Origin of the sequence: Methylobacterium sp. Leaf466, from assembly GCF_001425565.1 — a bacterium.
Taxonomy (GTDB): Bacteria; Pseudomonadota; Alphaproteobacteria; order Rhizobiales; family Beijerinckiaceae; genus Methylobacterium.
The window spans coordinates 75824-93360 of the sequence record NZ_LMRC01000001.1 but is presented as its reverse complement, the minus strand read 5'-3'; the positions used below and the strand labels follow the sequence as shown (position 1 = coordinate 93360).

The window sequence follows — 17537 nt, the reverse complement described above, 5'->3', positions numbered from 1 at the left end:
CAGCGCCGGGCGCGTCCGTCACGATGCCGCGGCCATCGCCTCGAACACGAGGGCGTGGCGTCCGGCCAGGGCATCGATGTCGGTGGTGTAGCCGCCGCCGATGACGGCGACGAGCGGGATACGGCGCCGCCGAACCTCTTGAACGACATAACCGTCGCGGCGGGCCAGTCCCTCATCGCTGAGCGAGAGACGACCGAGGCGGTCGTCCCGGTGCGGATCGACGCCTGCGTTGTAGAACACGAGGTCGGGGGCGAGCCGGTCGAGGAGGTCCGGCAAGCAGCCCGCCAGGACCGACAGGTAGCCGGCATCGTCGATGCCGTCCGGGAGTCCGATATCGCGGTCGCCGGGAATCTTGCGGGTCGGGTAGTTCTTCTCCCCGTGCACGGAGAGGGTGAACAGGTCCGGCGAGCGGCCGAGGCAGTCGGCCGTGCCGTCGCCCTGGTGCACGTCGAGGTCCACGACCAACGCCCGCGCGATCGATCCGTCCGCCTGGAGGGCGCGGGCCGCCACCGCCACGTCGTTGAACACGCAGAAGCCTGCCCCGCTTTCGCGGCGGGCGTGATGGCTGCCGCCGGCGGCGCTGCCGGCGAGCCCGCCCGCAAGCGCGAGCCGCGCGGCGGCGAGCGTTCCCCCCGCCGACGCGCAGGCACGGGCGACGACGCCGGCATCCACCGGCAATCCGATCTCCCGTTCGACGGCCGGAGGCAGGCGAAGGCCGAGGGCGGCCTCGACATAGGCTCGCTCGTGGGCCAGCGCGAGGAGGTCGGGGCCGGCCGGTTCCGGGCGGACGAATCCGTTCGGGACGAGGCCCTTCGCGGTCAGCACCTCGGCGAGGCGTCCGTACTTGCGCATCGGAAAACGGTGACCGGGCGGCAGGACCGTCTCGTAGGCGGGATGGAACACGATGGGAGGCGGCATCAGGCCGCCGGGTCCGTCAGGTCCGCGACGATGCGCGCGGCCAACGCCGATCCGCTGTCGAAGGCAGCCTCGATGCGCGGCCCGAGGCACCAGTCGCCGCAAGCGCCGAGGCGCAGCGCGGGGTCGTAGAGGCAGTCCTGGCCGATCGCGGTCTCCACGAGGGCGTAGCGCCAGCGATGGGCGCTCGCAAAGGTGGGCGTGAGCGGCCTGCCGAGGCGCTCGGCCAGCGCGTCGAGCAGCCGCCCGGTGACGGACTCTCGGGTCTCCTCCAGGTGCCGGCGCGACCACTCGGGACCGGCATGGACCAGGAGGCGCGTACCCGCCGCCCGCCCGGGGCGCGACTCCTCGCGGACGATGGCGGCGATGGCACCCTCGGCAAAACGGCGATCGGCCTCGGGAAACGGTGCCGGGCCGTCGAGGGCGACCATCAGGGACCAGCACGGCGCGTAGGCCGCCGACTCCGGCCCGGTGAGGGTGAGACCGCTGGCGTCGATGAGGCGCGTCGTCTGGACGGATGGAAATCCGATCGCCACGGCCGAGAAGGTTTCCGCGACGGCGCCTTCGGCGACCGACACGCGCCAGCCCGCGGGTTCGCGAACCAACGACGTCACCGTGACTCCGGTGCGGACGTCGAGACCGACAAGGAGGTCGCGCACCGGCGCCGTCATGGTGTGGGTCCCGACGTAGCGGTCGTGCCCGCCCCAGGGGGCGACGACACCGCGCGCCAGCCAGTCCGCCACCTGCGCCCGGAAAGCCGGACCGCGGGCGCGCAGGAACTGGGCGCCGTGATCGAACGAGAGGTCGCTGTCCGCCACCCGCCGGGTCGCCATCCGTCCCCCGACCCCTCGGCCCTTGTCGAGGACGACGACGGTGAAGCCGGCCCGGGTCAGGGCCCGCGCCGCAGCCGCGCCGGAGATCCCGGCCCCCAGGACCGCCACGCGCATTCCCATCCCCGCCTCCGACCGCCGCCGCGGCCTTTGTCATACGGTTGAAACAGGCCGGCTGTTAGGCCCCCTCGCCAGTGGTACGGCGCCTCACCGGCGATCCCTGCCGGATGAGGAGACGGCGATGACGGGCAGTGTCGAGGCCGGCGAGGTCGAGATCGGCATGGTCGTCGCCCTGTCGCTGTGTGCGCTGCTCACCCTCGTCAACCTCGTCAGCCTGGCGATGGCGGCCCGGCGCCTCGGCCGATCCGACGGGCGTTCGACCTTCCCGGTCGGAGCGCCGGTTTCCCTGGTGCGGCCCGTCTGCGGGATCGAGGCCTTCAGCGAGGAGATGCTGACGCGCGGGTTCAAGCTCGACTATCCCGATTACGAGCTGATCTTCTGCGTCGCCGATGCCGACGATCCGATCGTGCCGCTGCTGCATCGCCTGATGGCGGCCCATCCGCGGGTACCGTCCCGGCTCATCGTCGGCGACGAGCGGGTGAGCGACAACCCCAAGCTCAACAACTGCGTGCGCGGCTGGGAGGCGGCCCGGCACGAGTGGGTGGTGCTGGCCGATTCCAACGTGCTGATGCCGCCGGACTACCTGCAGCGGCTCCAGGCCTCCTGGCGGGAGGACACCGGCCTCGTCTGCTCGACCCCGGTGGGGGCGCGGCCGCACGGATTCTGCGCCGAGCTCGAATGCGCCTTCCTCAACACCCTGCAGGCGCGCTGGCAATATGCCGGCGAGAGCGTCGGCCTCGGCTTCGCCCAGGGCAAGAGCATGCTGTGGAACAAGCCGTTCCTGGAGGCCAACGGCGGCATCCGGGCACTGGCGGCCGAGATCGCCGAGGACGCCGCGGCGACCAAGCTCGTGCGCGCGGCCGGAAAGCGGGTCCACCTCGTCGCCTCGCCGTTCGAGCAGCCCCTCGGGCGGCGGTCCTTTGGGGAGATCTGGTCGCGCCAGCAGCGCTGGGCGCGGCTGCGGCGTGTCACCTTCCCGCTGTTCTTCGCCCCGGAGATCGGCACCGGGCCGCTGCTGCCGTTCACCCTCGCCGTCGCCATCGTGCCGACGCCCGAGGTGGCCGGTGCGGTCCTCGGCATGGCGGCGGCCTGGTATGCCGGCGAGTACGCCCTCGCCGCCCGTGCGGGCTGGTATCGCCGGCCGCGGACGATCCTCGCCTTCCTCGTGCGCGATGCGGTATTCCCGGCGATCTGGGCCAGCGCCTGGATGCAGAGCGCCATCGTCTGGCGCGGCAACACCATGGACATCCGCGCCAAGGAGCCGGGCCGCCTGCGCGCGGGCGAAAGCGCCGCCTGACGCCCCATTGATCCGGCAGCGATCTTGCGAGACCTTCAGGCAGACCGGATCCGGTCGATTGAGGGTGACGGAATGGCAAGCGCGGGACCCGGCCTCGACAAGAGCCTCAACGCCTTTCACCTTTGGGGCATCGCCGTCGGCCTCGTCATCTCCGGCGAGTATTTCGGCTGGAGCTACGGCTGGGCCAGTGCCGGCACCCTCGGCTTCCTCGTCACCACCACCGTCATCGCGGCGATGTACGTTGCGTTCATCTTCAGCTTCACCGAACTCACCACCGCGATCCCGCAGGCGGGCGGCCCGTTCGCCTACAGCTACCGCGCCTTCGGCCCCACCGGCGGCTGCATCGCAGGCTTTGCGACGCTGATCGAGTTCGTATTCGCGCCGCCCGCCATCGCGCTGGCCATCGGCGCCTATCTGAACGTTCAGTTTCCCGGTCTCGACCCGAAGCACGCGGCGCTCGGCGCCTACCTCCTGTTCATGACCCTCAACATCGTCGGCGTTCAGATCGCGGCGACCTTCGAACTGTTCGTGACCATCCTGGCGGTGGGCGAACTCCTCGTGTTCATGGGCGTCGTCGCCCCCGCCTTCACCTGGTCGAACTTCGCGGTGGACGGTTGGGCCGGCAGCAGCACGTTCGGATGGCCGGCCATCGGCGGCATGCTGGCGGCGATCCCCTTCGCCATCTGGTTCTTCCTCGCCATCGAAGGCGTCGCCATGGCCGCCGAGGAGGCCAAGGACCCCAAGCGCACCATCCCCATCGCCTACATCACCGGGGTGCTGACCCTGACCGTGCTCGCCTTCGGGGTGATGATCTTCGCCGGCGGGGCGGGCGACTGGAAGGCCCTGAGCAACCTCAACGACCCGCTTCCCCAGGCGATGAAGGGCGTGGTGGGCGAATCGAGCGGCTGGCTGCACATGCTGGTCTGGCTCGGCCTGTTCGGCCTCGTGGCTTCCTTCCACGGCATCATCATGGGCTACTCGCGCCAGATCTTCGCGCTCGCGCGCGCCGGGTACCTGCCGCGGGTGCTGGCCACCGTGCATCCGCGCTTCCAGACGCCCCATATCGCCACCCTGGTCGGGGGCGCCATCGGCATCGCGGCGATCTACAGCGACAACCTCGTCGTCATCGCCGGCCAGTCGCTCACCGCCAGCATCGTCACCATGGCGGTGTTCGGGGCGCTCGTGATGTACGGGATGAGCATGGCGAGCCTGTTCAAGCTGCGCCGCTCCGAGCCGACCCTCGCCCGTCCCTATCGCGCGCCGTTCTATCCGGCCGCACCCGCCTTCGCGCTCGCCATGGCGGGCGTCTGCTTCGTCGCCCTCGTCGTGTTCAATCCGGTGATCTTCGCGATCTTCGCCGCGACCATGGCGGTGGCGGTGATCGCCTCCCGCGTCCTGGGAAGGAGCACGGTGTCCGCGCCGGCATTCGACCCGGCGATCTGACCGGGCCGGATGCGACATCGACGCATCCGCTAGTGGCATTCGACGTCGCGACGAAGTCGCCCACCCTGGCCATCCGACGGCAAACCCCCTAAATGCGGGCGAACGGGCCGCGGTCCGGCAAAAGCTCGGGACCGACCTCGTCCGCCCCTCGGGGAGATGGCGTGGCGCCCCGGCGGAGGCGGACGCCGACGATATGAACTTTGCGGGACAGCAGAAAGCGCTTGCCGACGCTAAGACGGTGGAAACGCCGGTCGTCGCGGACCCTGCCGCCCCGGCCAACCCGCGCAGCCATTTCGGAGGCCGCTATGCGTGGCTCGGAACCGCCGCCAGCATCGGGATCTTCGCAGCCTCGATCTTCGTCGTCTGGAAACTCGCCCAGACCGTCACCTGGGCGGAACTCCATGCCGCCTTCACGGCCGCGACGCCGGGGCAACTCGGCCTCGCCTTCCTGTTCGTGGCGATCAGCTACCTGTTTTTGACCTGCTACGACGCGTTGGCACTGCGCCAGCTCCAGCTGAAGGTGCCCTACCGCACCACCGCGCTCGCCTCCTTCACGAGCTACGCCGTCAGCTTCACCCTCGGTTTCCCCCTCCTGACCGCGGGGACGATCCGCTACTGGATCTACTCAGAGCGCGGTCTCAGCCCGGCCAAGATCGCGGCCCTCACGGTGATCGCCGGCTTCACCTTCTGGCTCGGGATGGGCGTGGTGCTCGGCCTCAGCCTGATCGTCGAGGCCGGGCAGCTGGCGGCCCTCACGCTGACCAGCATCCGGATCAACCAGGCGGTCGGGCTGGCCGCCCTCGTCGCCGTGGTGAGCTATCTCGCCTGGGTCTCGTTCAAGCGGCGCAGCGTCAAGGTGAAGGGCTGGCGCCTCGAGCTTCCGGGGGCGTCGGTGTCGCTCAGCCAGATGATCGTCGGCATCGGCGACGTCTGCGCGGCGGCGGCCACCCTGTACGTCCTGCTGCCGGCGGACCTGAACTTCGGCTTCACCACCTTCCTGGCGATCTACGTGCTCGCTGCGATGCTGGGCATCGCTTCCAACGCCCCCGGGGGCCTCGGCGTGTTCGAGGCGACGATTCTCATCGCCCTGTCGAGCCTGCCGCGCGACCAGGTGCTGGGCGCGCTGCTGCTGTTCCGGGTCTGCTACTACCTCGTTCCCTTCGCCATCGCCCTGGCGGCGCTTGGGGCCTACGAGTTCCTGCGCCGCGCCCGGCGCGCGCGGGCCGCCGCCTGACGGGGCCGTCGCCGCGGCCTCGCGCGGGTCCGGCGACCAGGCCCACGGATGTCTCGACGAAGGCCTGCTGAAGGAGGACCGAGCCATGGCCCGTGGCGCCCGCAGATCCGCCTGGACCGGTGCCGGTGTCGCCGTCGCGGTTCTGACCGGCGCCGGTTGGACGAGGGGAAGCCTCGACGCCGGGTACGTCGCCGCTGCGGTGCTCGCCGTCGCAGTGGGCGGCCTCATCGGAGGACTGCGGCGATCCCCCGTGGTCGCGCCGCCCGAGTCCACCGCCGCCGAGCGGCATTCGATCGCCGAGGCCCTGCTTGCGAACATCCCCGATTCGGTCATCCTGGTCGATCGCCGTTCGGTGGTGATCGAGGTCAACCCCGCCGCCCGCGCCCTGCTGCCGACCCTCAAGCTGCGCCACCCGCTCTCCTTCGCCCTGCGGGCGCCCGAGATCCTCGACGGAATCGAGGAGGTGCTGCGCACTGGCCAGCCGCTCAAGACCCTCTACGCCACCCGCGTGCCGACGGAACGGGCCTTCGAAGTCCAGATCGGCGCCCTGCCGATGCCGGACGGGCCGATGGGGGGGCAGCCCAACGTGGTGCTGTTCCTGCGCGACCTCACCTCGGCGCGACGCCTGGAGGCGATGCGCGTGGATTTCGTCGCCAACGCCAGCCACGAACTGCGCACGCCGCTCGCCTCCCTGCTGGGTTTCATCGAGACCCTGCAGGGGCCGGCGCGTGCCGATGCGCCGGCTCGGGAGCGGTTTCTCGGCATCATGAAGACGCAGGCACTGCGGATGACGCGGTTGATCGACGACCTGCTCTCCCTGTCGCGGATCGAGCTGCGCGAGCACGTCGCCCCGACCCAGGACGTCGACCTCGGCCAGATCGTGCGCCAGATGGTCGACACGCAGGGGCCGCTCGCCCGCGACCGCGGCGTCGCGCTGGCCGTCTCGGCGCCCGATGCGCCCTATCCCATCCTCGGGGACCGCGACGAACTCCTGAGGGTCGTCGAGAACCTCGTGGAGAACGCCGTGAAATACGGTGGCGGCGGAACCGTCACCATCGCGCTCGGCCGCGAGACGCCGGCCAACCCGAGGAAGCCGCGGATCGTCCTGGAGGTGCGGGACGAAGGGCCGGGCATCGCGCCGGAACACATCCCGCGCCTCACCGAACGGTTCTACCGGGTCGACGTCGCCTCGAGCCGCGCCCAGGGTGGGACCGGACTGGGGCTCGCCATCGTCAAGCACATCGTCAACCGCCACCGCGGGCGGCTCGTCATCGAGAGTGCGCCGGGCAAGGGCACGAGCGTGCGCGCCCTGCTGCCCGAGCATGGCAGCGAGACCCTGCATTGACGGTATCCGCACCGGCGCGGCACCATATGAACGGCATGACCAACCCTCCCTCCGCCAATCCGTCTTCGCCCGATCGTGCCATCGTCGTCGCCGTCGAGGGCATGACCTGCGCGTCCTGCGTCGGTCGGGTCGAGCGGGCGATCATGGCCGTTCCCGGCGTCTCGGCGGTGTCGGTCAACCTCGCCACGTCGCGCGCCAGCCTGCGCATCGCTACCGATGGTGCCGTCGCCGGGGTGATCGAGGCGATCGATCGGGCGGGCTATCGCGTCCCGCCGGGCGAGACCACGGTGGCGGTCGGGGGCATGACCTGCGCCTCCTGCGTCGGCCGCGTCGAGCGGGCGCTCGCCGCCGTCCCGGGCGTCACATCGGCCTCGGTCAATCTCGCCACGGGCCGCGCCACCGTCCACCTCCCCGAAGGCGTGGTGACGCGCCGGGATCTCGAAGGCGCGATCGAGGCCGCGGGCTACGAACCCGGACCCGTCACCTCGGATGCGCGGACGCTGCAGGCGGTGCGCCAGGAAGCCGAGGCGTCGAGCCTGCGCCGCGACGTCGCCGTGGCCCTCGCCCTGTCGCTGCCGGTGGTCGCCCTCGACATGGGCGGGCACCTGGTGCCGGGGCTGGGACAAGCCCTGCATCATGGGCTAGGCCTGCGCGGGCTCGGGCTGATCGAGGGCGCCTTCGCGACCCTGGTCCTGGCCGGGCCGGGCCGGCGATTCTTCGCCCTCGGCATCCCGGCGCTCCTGCGCGGGCATCCCGACATGAACGCCCTCGTCGCCCTCGGGGCGGGGGCGGCCTACCTCTACTCGGCGGTCGCGACCCTGGCCCCTTCGATCCTGCCGCCCGGAACGGCGCACCTCTACTTCGAGGCCGCCGTTCTCATCGTCACGCTGATCCTGGTCGGGCGCAGTCTCGAGGCCCGGGCGCGCGGGCGGACGAGTTCGGCCATCGCCCGCCTCGTCGACCTTTCGCCCAAGACCGCGCGGCGCCTGGCGGGCGGGACGGAAACGGACGTCGCGGTGGCGGAACTGCGCGTCGGCGACGTCGTGCGCATGCGCCCCGGCGAGCGTATCGCCGTCGACGGCACCGTGGTGGCCGGATCGAGCTTCGTCGACGAGAGCATGGTCACCGGCGAGCCCGCACCGCGCCTGCGCGAGGTCGGCGCGGCGGTGGTCGGCGGCACGCTCAACGGGCGCGGCAGCCTCGACGTCAGGGTCGATACCGTGGGGAGCGACACGCTGCTCGCGCGGATCGTGGCGATGGTGGAGGCGGCGCAGGGCGCCAAGCTGCCGATCCAGGCCATGGTCGACCGGGTGACGGCCCGGTTCGTGCCGGCGGTGATGCTGGCATCCGCCGCAACCTTCCTCGCCTGGCTCGCCTTCGGCCCGAGCCCCGCGCTGGGGTTCGCCCTCGTCAACGCCATCGCCGTCCTCATCATCGCCTGCCCCTGCGCCATGGGCCTGGCCACCCCGACCTCGATCATGGTCGGGACGGGACGGGCCGCCGAATCGGGCGTGCTGTTCCGGAACGGCACCGCCCTGCAGGCCCTGCGCGACGTGACGGTCGTGGCCTTCGACAAGACCGGGACGCTCACCCTCGGCCAGCCGACCCTGACCGACCTCGCGGCGGCCCCCGGCGTCTCGCCCGATGCCGTCCTGGCCTTGGCGGCAGGCCTCGAGGCCCATTCCGAGCACCCGATCGGGCGGGCGCTGGCGAAGGCCGCCGAGGCCAAGGGCCTGGCCCTCGGCGAGGTCGAGGGGTTCGAGGCGGTGCCCGGCCACGGCGTTGCCGGCCGGATCGGCGGCCGAACGGTGGCGGTGGGATCGCGTCGCTACATGGATCGGCTCGCCATGCCCATCGCGGCGATGGCGGAGGAGGCCGAGCGCCTGGAGGCCGGCGGACGTAGCCCGCTGCACGTGGCCGTGGACGGCCGCCTCGCCGCCGTGTTCGCGGTGTCCGATCCGGTCCGGCCGGAAGCGGCGGCCGCGGTGGCCGCGCTCAAGGGGCAGGGCCTCGTCGTCGCGATGATCACCGGCGACGATGGCGCCACGGCTAAGCGCATCGCCACCGCCCTCGGCATCGCGCACGTCGAGGCGCAGGTCCTGCCGGAGGGCAAGGTCGATGCGTTGCGCCGCCTGCGTGGCGCCCACGGACCCATCGCCTTCGTCGGCGACGGCATCAACGACGCCCCGGCCCTGGCCGAGGCCGATGTCGGGATCGCCATCGGCACCGGCACCGACATCGCCGTGGAGAGCGCCGACGTGGTGCTGATGTCCGGCGACGTCTCGGGCGTCGTCACCGCCCTGGCCCTGTCGCGTGCCGTCATGCGCAACATCGGCCAGAACCTGTTCTGGGCCTTCGCCTACAACGTCGCGCTGATCCCGGTGGCGGCCGGAGCGCTGTTTCCCTTCGGCGGCCCGCTCCTCTCTCCGGTCCTGGCCGCGGCCGCCATGGCCCTGTCGAGCGTCTTCGTGCTGGCCAATGCCCTGCGCCTGCGTCGCGCCGGCGTTGGAGGGGGGTGAATCACGCGGATTGGCCCCTTGCTTGCTGCACCGGCCTGCGCCTTCATGGGTGTCCGCCTCCCCGAAAGATCAGTCCCATGCCTGTCCTCGACCGGATCGCCGCTTTCGCGGACGAGATCACCGCTTGGCGGCAGGACCTGCATGCCCACCCCGAGCTTCTCTACGAGGTCCACCGCACGGCGGGCTTCGTGGCCGACAAGCTCAGGGCCTTCGGCTGCGACGAGGTCGCCACCGGCATCGGCCGCACCGGCGTTGTCGGCGTCATCCGCGGCAGGGCGCGCGGCTCGAACCGGGCGATCGGCCTGCGCGCCGACATGGACGCCCTCCCGATCCGCGAGGTCCGCGACCTGCCCTACCGCTCGACGGTGGAGGGGCGGATGCACGCCTGCGGCCACGACGGCCATACCGCGATGCTGCTCGGGGCCGCCCGTTATCTCGCCGAAACCCGCGATTTCGACGGCACCGCCGTGCTCATCTTCCAGCCGGCGGAGGAGGGCGGCGGCGGCGGCGAGGCGATGGTGCGCGACGGGCTGATGGAGCGCTTCGGCATCGACACCGTCTACGGCATGCACAACATCCCGGGCCTGGCGCTGGGGTCCTTCGCGATCCGGCCGGGCCCGATCATGGCCTCCACCGACCGCTTCACCATCACCATCGACGGCCGCGGCGGGCATGCGGCCCTGCCTCACCTCGCCATCGATTCCGTGCTGGTGGCGAGCCACATCATCGTCGCCCTGCAATCAATCGTCTCGCGCTCGGTCGATCCGTTGGAGGGGGCTGTGGTGTCGGTCTGTGCGATGGAGGCCGGCGAGGCCTTCAACGTGTTGCCGCACCGCGTCACCATGCGCGGCACCATGCGTGCGCTGGCAAAGCCGGTGCGGGCGGTGATGCAGGAGCGGATCGGCGTCCTCGTCACCCATGTGGCCGCTGGCTTCGGCGCCACCGCCAGGGTCGACTACAGCGGCGGCTATCCGGTGACCGAGAACCACCCGGTCGAGACCGCCTTCATGGCGGACGTGGCAGCGGGCATCGTCGGCGAGGACCGGGTCGACCGCGACGTGGCGCCGATGATGGCGGCGGAGGATTTCTCCTACATGCTGGAGAATCGCCCCGGCGCCTACATCTTCCTCGGCAACGGCGATTCGGCCGGCCTGCACCACCCCGACTACGATTTCTGCGATGCAGCCGCGCCCTACGGCGCTTCGCTCTGGGCGCGGCTGGTGGAAACCGGCTTGCCGGTCCGCGGATGAGCTACTGGCCCGCGGCGCGGCGCGACAGCGAGACCGCGTAGGCCGGCGAGCGGACCGCGAACATCGGGTCGTCGGTCGGGCCGGCGATTCCGGCGGGCAGATCGACCACGGGGTCGAAGGTGTTGGCGTCACAGGTGGCGTTCGGCTCCAGAGCGGTGATCGCCAGGGTGCCGAGCTTGACGCTCTTGCGATTCTCCTCGGGCCACATCGCGGTGGGATCGCCGGTGGGGTCGCCGGCTTCGCTAAGGATGGCCACGAGGTCGAAGCTCGCCGGACCCTTGGCGAGGCGCTCCTTCAGCTCGTCGGCATAGAAGCTGTCGGGCTTCGCCTTGAGGTCCTCGTCCGAGAGGCCGAGCTGCCCGGCGGTGGCCACCGTCTTGAGCTTGACGACCGTGTTGTCGCCCTTGGCATTGGTCAACGTGTAGGCATGGACGCCCCAGTAATCGACGCCGGCATAGCTCGCCGGGACCGGACGGGCGTTCAGCCAGGCGCTCTGCTTGGTCGTCTCGGGGTTGGCGGCGGCGAACGCCTTGATCTTGTCGGCGTCCGGCTTGCCGTCGGGCCCCGGGATGCGGACGGTGGCGAAGTCGAGCAGTTGCTTGGGCGTCTTGGCCGAGAATACCGGCGCCGAGATGATCACGAACACGAGGTCGCCGGTGGTGTCGGACAGGCGCATGGCGAAGCCCCGGGTCACGGGCTTGGCCTTGTCCGAAATCTTGGCGTTGCTGCCGCCCATCGAGAACCGGGCGGTCACCGGGACCGTCTTGGCGAAATGAGGGGCCTTTGTCAGGCTCGGCGCCTCGGTCGACGGGGTGAACGTGCCCTTGACGCAGACGCCCTTGGCGCCGCTGGCGCGCACGCCCTTCTGGTTTCCGGCCGTCGCGAATTGCGCGTCGACGATGGCCTGCGGCTCGGCGTCCTGGCCGAGCGCGGAGGTCGCCAGAAGGCAGGTGACGGCGAGCGCGCTGCCGCGTCCGATGAGTGCGAATGACATGATGTGGATCTCCCGATGGATCGGCGTGCCGTGCGGGCCGCATCACCGGGCCGCATCGGCGCCGGCGACGAATCGTAATTCGCCGCCCCGCTACCGGACGTTACCTTGGCAGGAGATCGATGGCGCGCAACTCACTTGCCCGTGTTTGAACCGATTCCAAGGATGAAACCGGGTCACTGCCCGGTCACGCGGAGCGGTTCGAGGTCCCGCCGAGGTTGAACACCCGGTGCGGCACCAACTCGCCGCGCTCGACGTCGCCCACTGCGACAAGGATCCCGCCGCAGGTGGCGAAGGCTTTGCCCTCCATCGGCGCGTCTCGTCCGCGCAGGATGACGGGCTGGCCCCGCATCAGGCGCAGGGCCATGTCGCGCGAGACGGGAACCGAGGGTACCGCGTCGAGGGCCGTCTCGACACCGTGGAGATGGGCGCCGTTGCCGTCGGGTCCACCGGCCTCCAGGGTCGCGACGACGCAGGATTCGGCTTCCGTGAAGGGACCGACGCGGGTACGGCGCAGGGCCGAGACGTGGCCACAGCAACCGAGCACGCGCCCGAGGTCGCGAGCGAGCGCCCGGACATAGGTGCCCTTGCCGCATTCGGCCTCGATGACCGTGCGATCCGGCGCGTGGTCGACGACCGCGAGGCGATCGATCTGCACGGACCGGGCGACGAGTTCCACGATCTCGCCGTCACGGGCAAGGTCGTAGGCGCGCTCGCCCGCGATCTTGATCGCGGAGTAGCGCGGCGGCACCTGCTCGATGGCGCCCGTGAAGGTCGGCAGCGCCGCCTCCACCGCCTCGCGGGTCGGCCGCGTGTCGCTGGTGGCGACGGGGCGCCCCTCCGCATCGTCGGTATCGGTCTCGATGCCCCAGGTGACGGTGAAGACGTAGGCCTTGCGCCCGTCCATCACGAAGGGAACGGTCTTGGTCGCCTCGCCGAGCGCGATCGGCAGGATGCCGGAGGCCAGCGGATCAAGGGTGCCGGCGTGGCCCGCCTTCTTGGCGTTGAACGCGCGTTTGACCACCGCCACCGCGTGGGTCGAGGTCATGCCCACGCCCTTGTCGAGGATGACCCATCCGTTGACGTCGCGCTTCTTCGGCCGGTTCGGATCGGGCGCCCCGCGACCCTGCCGCCGCCCGCCACGCTGCGGCTCGCGCATCGGCGTATCGGAGGGGAGGGCGGGCGGCTCGATCAGGGGGTCGTCGATCATGCTATCCTCGAAGCGGGGAACGGAACGCGGCCTGCGCGGCGGGCATCGATGGCCCGCGGGTGCCTGCGACCGGTCCCGGTCTGTGATTGTCGCGGTCGGGCCGGCGGTCAGGCCGGCTCCGAGTCGGGGTCCGGGCTCGCACCCGATTCGAGATCGCGCCTCACCTTCTCCGAACGCAGCAGGGCGTCGATGCGGCCGTATTCGTCGAAGGTCTCGTCGCGTAGGAAGCGCAGGTCGGGAGCGAACTTCAGGTTCACGCGCCGCGCCACTTCCTGGCGCAATACCTTCTTGTTGCGCTCGAGCGCGGCGATGACCGGCGCCTCGTCCTTGCCGCCGAGCGGCATGATGTAGGCCGTGGCGATCTTGAGGTCGGGCGACATCCGGACCTCGGGCACGGTGATGACGTGGGAACTCAGGGTCGGGTCCTGGACGTCGCCGCGCTGGAGCACCTCGGCCAGGGCGTGGCGGACCAGTTCGGCGACGCGCTGCTGGCGCTGCGAGGGGCCTGTCGGAGTGGGTTTCTGGGCCATGGTCAATCTTCAAAAGGAAACGGCGGCCGCAGCAGGGCTGCAGCCGCCGCAACGTTGATGCCCCAAGCCGTCAGAGCGTGCGGCGGACCTCTTCGACCCGGTAGCACTCGATAACGTCGCCGGCGCGCATGTCCTGGAAGTTCTCGAAGGACATACCGCACTCGTAGCCGGAGATGACCTCCTTGGCGTCGTCCTTCAGGCGCTTGAGCTGCGAGAGTTTGCCCTCGTGGATCACTACCTCGTCGCGGATCAGGCGGACATGGGCACCGCGCTGCACGACACCGTCGGTGACGCGGCAACCGGCGATCTTGCCGACCTTCGACACGTCGAAGATCTGCAGGATCTGCGCTTCGCCCAGGCGCTCCTCGCGGAGCGTCGGCGGGAGCATGCCCGACATCGTCGCTTTGATGTCGTCCACGAGGTCGTAGATGATGTTGTAGTAGCGGATCTCGACGCCGTTGCGCTCGGCCGACTCGCGGGCTTCCTTGTGGGCCCGCACGTTGAAGCCGATGACGACGGCCTTGGAGGCCTCCGCCAGCGTAATGTCGGACTCGGTGATGCCGCCGACACCCGCGAGCAGGATGCGGGCCGAGACCTCGTCGTTGCCGAGCTTCTCGAGGGCGCCGTTGATGGCCTCCACCGAGCCCTGCACGTCGCCCTTGACCACGAGCGCCAGTTCCTTGCGGCCGGCACCCTCCTTGAGGTCGCGCATCATGTCGACCAGCGAGCGATTGGCGCCGCCGGTCCGCGCGGCCAGACGCTCGCGCTTCTGGCGGGCACGGTACTCGGTGACCTCGCGGGCACGGGCCTCGCTCGGCACCACCGCGACGCGGTCTCCGGCATCGGGCGTACCGTTGAAGCCGAGCACCTCCACCGGCACCGACGGGCCGGCATAGGAAACGTTCTCGCCCTTGTCGTCGATGAGGGCGCGCACGCGGCCCCATTCGGCACCGGCCACGACGATGTCGCCGGTAAACAGGGTGCCGCGCTGGACGAGCACGGTGGCCACGGGGCCGCGGCCGCGATCGAGCTTGGCCTCGATCACCGTGCCCTCGCCGTCGCGGGTCTCGTTGGCGCGCAGGTTCAGGATCTCGGCCTGGAGCTGCAGACCTTCGAGGAGGTCGGGCAGGCCGTCGCCGGTCTTGGCCGAGACCTCGAATTCGAGCGTCTCGCCGCCCATCGATTCGACCTGGATGTCGTGCTGCAACAGCTCGGTGCGGACCCGCTGCGGATTCGCCTCGGGCTTGTCGATCTTGTTGATCGCCACGATGAGCGGCACGCCGGCCGCCTTGGCGTGGCTGATCGCCTCCACGGTCTGGGGCATGACGCCGTCGTCGGCCGCCACCACCAGCACCACGACGTCGGTCACCTTGGCGCCACGGGCGCGCATCGAGGTGAAGGCGGCGTGGCCGGGGGTGTCGATGAAGGTGATCATCTCGCCCGAGGGCGAAGCGACCTGATAGGCGCCGATGTGCTGCGTGATGCCGCCGGCCTCGCCCGAGACGACGGTGGTCTTGCGGATCGCGTCGAGCAGCGAGGTCTTGCCGTGGTCGACGTGGCCCATGATCGTGACGACCGGGGGACGGGGATCGAGATCCTCCTCCAGGTCCGGCTCGTCGTTGAACAGGCCTTCCTCGACGTCGGACTCGGCAACGCGACGGACGGTGTGGCCGAGCTCTTCCGCGATGATCTGCGCCGAATCCGAATCGATCACGTCGGTGATCTTGTGGATCTGGCCCTGCTTCATGAGCAGACGGATCACGTCCACGGCTCGCTCCGACATGCGGTTGGCGAGTTCCTGGATGGTGATCGTCTCGGGAATGGTCACCTCGCGAGACAGCTTTTCCTTCTGCTCGACGTGGCGGTTTCCACTCATGCGCTGCTGGCGCCGCCGGAAGGAGGCGACGGAGCGCGTGCGCTCGTCCTCTCCCGAGGTCGCCGTCGCGATGGTGAGACGGCCGCGATTGCGGTCGCCGCCCGGCTGCTTGGGGGTCTTGGGCGGCGTGATGATCTTGAGCGGCATGCCCGGACGACGGATCACGCGCTTCTGCTCGCTCTCCTCCTCGGCGGCCTGCGGGCGGCCCGGAACGCGGGCCGTGGTGGCAGCGGCGCCGGCCGGACGCGTGGCGGTGGCGGCCGTCGGGGTCGCCTCCGGCTCGGGCGCCGGGGCGGGGCGTGCCATGAAGTTCAGGTCGCGGGGCTTGCGCGTATCGGCCGTGATGGTCTTGCGCGGCTCGGCCGGGGTCGGCCTGGCGGTCAAGGGCGGCCGTGCCGCGGGTGCGGCGGGACGGGCAGGCGCCGCCGGTGCGGCGGGAGCCGGAGCCGCTGCGGCCGGGCGGGCCGGAGGTGCCGGCGCGACACGCACGCTGGTCGGCGCCTGCGGCATCGGCGTCGTCGCCTTGGTCGGCGCGGCGGCCGGCGTCGTGGCGGTCACCTCGGCACTGCGGGCGGCCTCCTCGCTGGCGAGCTTGCGCGCCTCCTCGGCGGCGCGACGCTTCTCTTCCTCTTCGAGGCGGCGGCGCTCTTCCTCTTCACGCTTGCGCGCAGCGGCGGCGTCACGCTCGCGCTGTTCGGCGGCTTCCTGCTCGCGGCGCTGGGCGGCCTCCTGCTCGGCGATGCGGCGGGACTCCTGCTCGCGACGCTGGGCGTCGGCCAGGGCGGCGGCGCGGGCATCCCGCTCCTGCTCGCTCAGGGTCCGCAGCACCACGCCGGAGGCGGCACGCTGCGCCGGGCGCGTCGGCGCCGGGGCGGCCGGCGGAACCGTACGCGACGGGGCCGCCGGGACCGTTTCCCGCGGCGGCGTGGCGGGCGCCGGAGACGCCCCGATGACGCGGCGCTTCACCGTCTCGACCACGACCTGCTTGGTGCGGCCGTGGGAGAAGCTCTGGCGAACCGTGCCCTGCTCGATCGGACGCTTCAACGACAGCGGCTTCGCGGGAGGTCTCGTCTGCGTCTTGTCGCCCGGATTGTTCGTATCGCTCATTCAGTCCAAACCCTGAGGGTTTCCATCGTCCCGTGAACCGGCAAACTGCTGTGCGCCGGGCAAATCCGTCTGGTCGTCGTCTTGCAGATCGGAGGCGGTTCGCCCAACGCGGGTCGTACCGGCCTCGTCGGCCGTCGTGGCAGCGCCCTCGAAAAAGCGAAGCCTACGCCAACGCGCAAGGCAGCCGGTACTCCCGACTCCTGCGACGAGTGCCGCATGTATCACATGATCCCGGCCCAAGGCCATGTCCAATTCTTCACTGGACAGATCATCGATCACCGGGACGCTGGATATGGCATCGCCGAAGCGCCGGTGCAATGCCGCCGCGATCTTACGGCGGCCGTCCGCACTCCCGTCGGAGGCCTGGATCACCCCGGCGATGCCGGCCTTGTCGCCGATCGCCGACTCGACCTTGGCAAAGCCCGCCACGACGCACCCCGCCTTGTTGGCGAGCGACAGAGACTGGCGCAGGTCCGCCCGCAGGCCGGCCGCGACCTGATCGGCGAGATCCGCCGCGACCGTCGCGTCCTTCGTCTTGAAGGCGCGCAGGAACAGCTTGCGCTTGACGGCGGTCTCCACCGCCTCCCGGCTCACGGTGAGCCAGGCCCCGCGCCCGGGAAGCTTCGCCCGCAGGTCGGCCACCACGGACCCGTCGGGCGCCAGGACGAACCGGACCAGCCGGCGCGGATTCTGCGCCACCCGCGTGACGATGCAGGTGCGCTCGGCGTCGGCCCGGCCGCGGCCGAGACCCGGATCGAGCAGGTCGGCCTCGGTGTCGTCGGTGGGTTCGGCCGTCATGCGGTGATGCCGCCGTTGAATGGGATGTGGATGACGCGAGCGTGCGAAAGGAGTTTTCTCCCTTCGCGGGGA

The 17537-nt window shown here is 70.8% G+C and carries 13 protein-coding genes; 6 read left to right on the top strand and 7 right to left on the bottom strand.

What is annotated here, in order from left to right; genetic code table 11:
* Positions 1 to 18 precede the first annotated feature (18 nt).
* The gene (locus ASG59_RS00360; protein ID WP_056406344.1) at positions 19 to 918 is read right to left on the bottom strand and encodes a histone deacetylase; all 900 of its coding nucleotides are present in this window, start codon (positions 916 to 918) and stop codon (positions 19 to 21) included.
* The gene (locus ASG59_RS00355; RefSeq protein WP_244475581.1) at positions 918 to 1862 is read right to left on the bottom strand and encodes an NAD(P)-binding protein; all 945 of its coding nucleotides are present in this window, start codon (positions 1860 to 1862) and stop codon (positions 918 to 920) included. The genes ASG59_RS00360 and ASG59_RS00355 overlap by 1 nt, the downstream gene beginning before the upstream one ends.
* A 124-nt stretch (positions 1863 to 1986) precedes the next feature.
* On the opposite strand from ASG59_RS00355, the gene ASG59_RS00350 reads away from it, so the two are divergent.
* From ASG59_RS00350 to ASG59_RS00325, 6 genes are all read left to right on the top strand, one after another.
* Positions 1987 to 3162, top strand: coding sequence for a ceramide glucosyltransferase (locus ASG59_RS00350; protein ID WP_056406341.1), 1176 nt, complete (start codon positions 1987 to 1989; stop codon positions 3160 to 3162).
* A gap of 72 nt (positions 3163 to 3234) precedes the next feature.
* Entirely contained in the window at positions 3235 to 4605 is a 1371-nt protein-coding gene (eat, locus tag ASG59_RS00345; RefSeq protein ID WP_055883667.1) for an ethanolamine permease, read from the top strand.
* A gap of 193 nt (positions 4606 to 4798) precedes the next feature.
* Positions 4799 to 5839: a lysylphosphatidylglycerol synthase domain-containing protein gene (locus ASG59_RS00340; RefSeq protein WP_082528553.1), complete on the top strand. Its 1041-nt coding sequence runs from the start codon at positions 4799 to 4801 to the stop codon at positions 5837 to 5839.
* 85 nt (positions 5840 to 5924) lie between these two features.
* Entirely contained in the window at positions 5925 to 7184 is a 1260-nt protein-coding gene (locus tag ASG59_RS00335; protein WP_056406675.1) for an ATP-binding protein, read from the top strand.
* 35 nt (positions 7185 to 7219) lie between these two features.
* On the top strand, positions 7220 to 9703 hold the full coding sequence (locus ASG59_RS00330) for a heavy metal translocating P-type ATPase (RefSeq protein WP_244475580.1): 2484 nt from the start codon (positions 7220 to 7222) through the stop codon (positions 9701 to 9703).
* 77 nt (positions 9704 to 9780) lie between these two features.
* On the top strand, positions 9781 to 10953 hold the full coding sequence (locus ASG59_RS00325) for a M20 aminoacylase family protein (protein WP_056406334.1): 1173 nt from the start codon (positions 9781 to 9783) through the stop codon (positions 10951 to 10953).
* Position 10954: 1 nt separating this feature from the next.
* Here ASG59_RS00325 and ASG59_RS00320 read toward each other — a convergent pair whose 3' ends face one another.
* From ASG59_RS00320 to ASG59_RS00300, 5 genes are all read right to left on the bottom strand, one after another.
* The gene (locus tag ASG59_RS00320) at positions 10955 to 11947 is read right to left on the bottom strand and encodes a catalase family peroxidase (protein WP_056406332.1); all 993 of its coding nucleotides are present in this window, start codon (positions 11945 to 11947) and stop codon (positions 10955 to 10957) included.
* A gap of 184 nt (positions 11948 to 12131) precedes the next feature.
* A complete protein-coding gene (gene truB, locus ASG59_RS00315; RefSeq protein ID WP_055883650.1) occupies positions 12132 to 13154 on the bottom strand; it encodes a tRNA pseudouridine(55) synthase TruB in 1023 nt (340 codons plus the stop codon).
* A gap of 107 nt (positions 13155 to 13261) precedes the next feature.
* Positions 13262 to 13684: a 30S ribosome-binding factor RbfA gene (rbfA, locus tag ASG59_RS00310; protein ID WP_055883647.1), complete on the bottom strand. Its 423-nt coding sequence runs from the start codon at positions 13682 to 13684 to the stop codon at positions 13262 to 13264.
* A gap of 70 nt (positions 13685 to 13754) precedes the next feature.
* Positions 13755 to 16667: a translation initiation factor IF-2 gene (gene infB / locus ASG59_RS00305; protein WP_055883644.1), complete on the bottom strand. Its 2913-nt coding sequence runs from the start codon at positions 16665 to 16667 to the stop codon at positions 13755 to 13757.
* Positions 16668 to 17465, bottom strand: a complete 798-nt coding sequence (locus ASG59_RS00300; RefSeq protein ID WP_056406330.1) for an RNA-binding protein — start codon at positions 17463 to 17465, stop codon at positions 16668 to 16670.
* Between the last annotated feature and the right edge of the window lie 72 nt (positions 17466 to 17537).

Bases quoted from the DNA above. Each gene is read 5' to 3' on its own strand.
- ASG59_RS00325 (WP_056406334.1), top strand. From the start codon at position 9,781: ATGCCTGTCCTCGACCGGATCGCCGCTTTCGCGGACGAGATCACCGCT.
- ASG59_RS00330 (WP_244475580.1), top strand. From the start codon at position 7,220: ATGACCAACCCTCCCTCCGCCAATCCGTCTTCGCCCGATCGTGCCATC.
- ASG59_RS00360 (WP_056406344.1), bottom strand. From the start codon at position 918: ATGCCGCCTCCCATCGTGTTCCATCCCGCCTACGAGACGGTCCTGCCG.
- ASG59_RS00340 (WP_082528553.1), top strand. From the start codon at position 4,799: ATGAACTTTGCGGGACAGCAGAAAGCGCTTGCCGACGCTAAGACGGTG.
- ASG59_RS00355 (WP_244475581.1), bottom strand. From the start codon at position 1,862: ATGCGCGTGGCGGTCCTGGGGGCCGGGATCTCCGGCGCGGCTGCGGCG.
- infB (WP_055883644.1), bottom strand. From the start codon at position 16,667: ATGAGCGATACGAACAATCCGGGCGACAAGACGCAGACGAGACCTCCC.
- ASG59_RS00335 (WP_056406675.1), top strand. From the start codon at position 5,925: ATGGCCCGTGGCGCCCGCAGATCCGCCTGGACCGGTGCCGGTGTCGCC.
- ASG59_RS00320 (WP_056406332.1), bottom strand. From the start codon at position 11,947: ATGTCATTCGCACTCATCGGACGCGGCAGCGCGCTCGCCGTCACCTGC.
- rbfA (WP_055883647.1), bottom strand. From the start codon at position 13,684: ATGGCCCAGAAACCCACTCCGACAGGCCCCTCGCAGCGCCAGCAGCGC.
- ASG59_RS00300 (WP_056406330.1), bottom strand. From the start codon at position 17,465: ATGACGGCCGAACCCACCGACGACACCGAGGCCGACCTGCTCGATCCG.
- eat (WP_055883667.1), top strand. From the start codon at position 3,235: ATGGCAAGCGCGGGACCCGGCCTCGACAAGAGCCTCAACGCCTTTCAC.
- ASG59_RS00350 (WP_056406341.1), top strand. From the start codon at position 1,987: ATGACGGGCAGTGTCGAGGCCGGCGAGGTCGAGATCGGCATGGTCGTC.
- truB (WP_055883650.1), bottom strand. From the start codon at position 13,154: ATGATCGACGACCCCCTGATCGAGCCGCCCGCCCTCCCCTCCGATACG.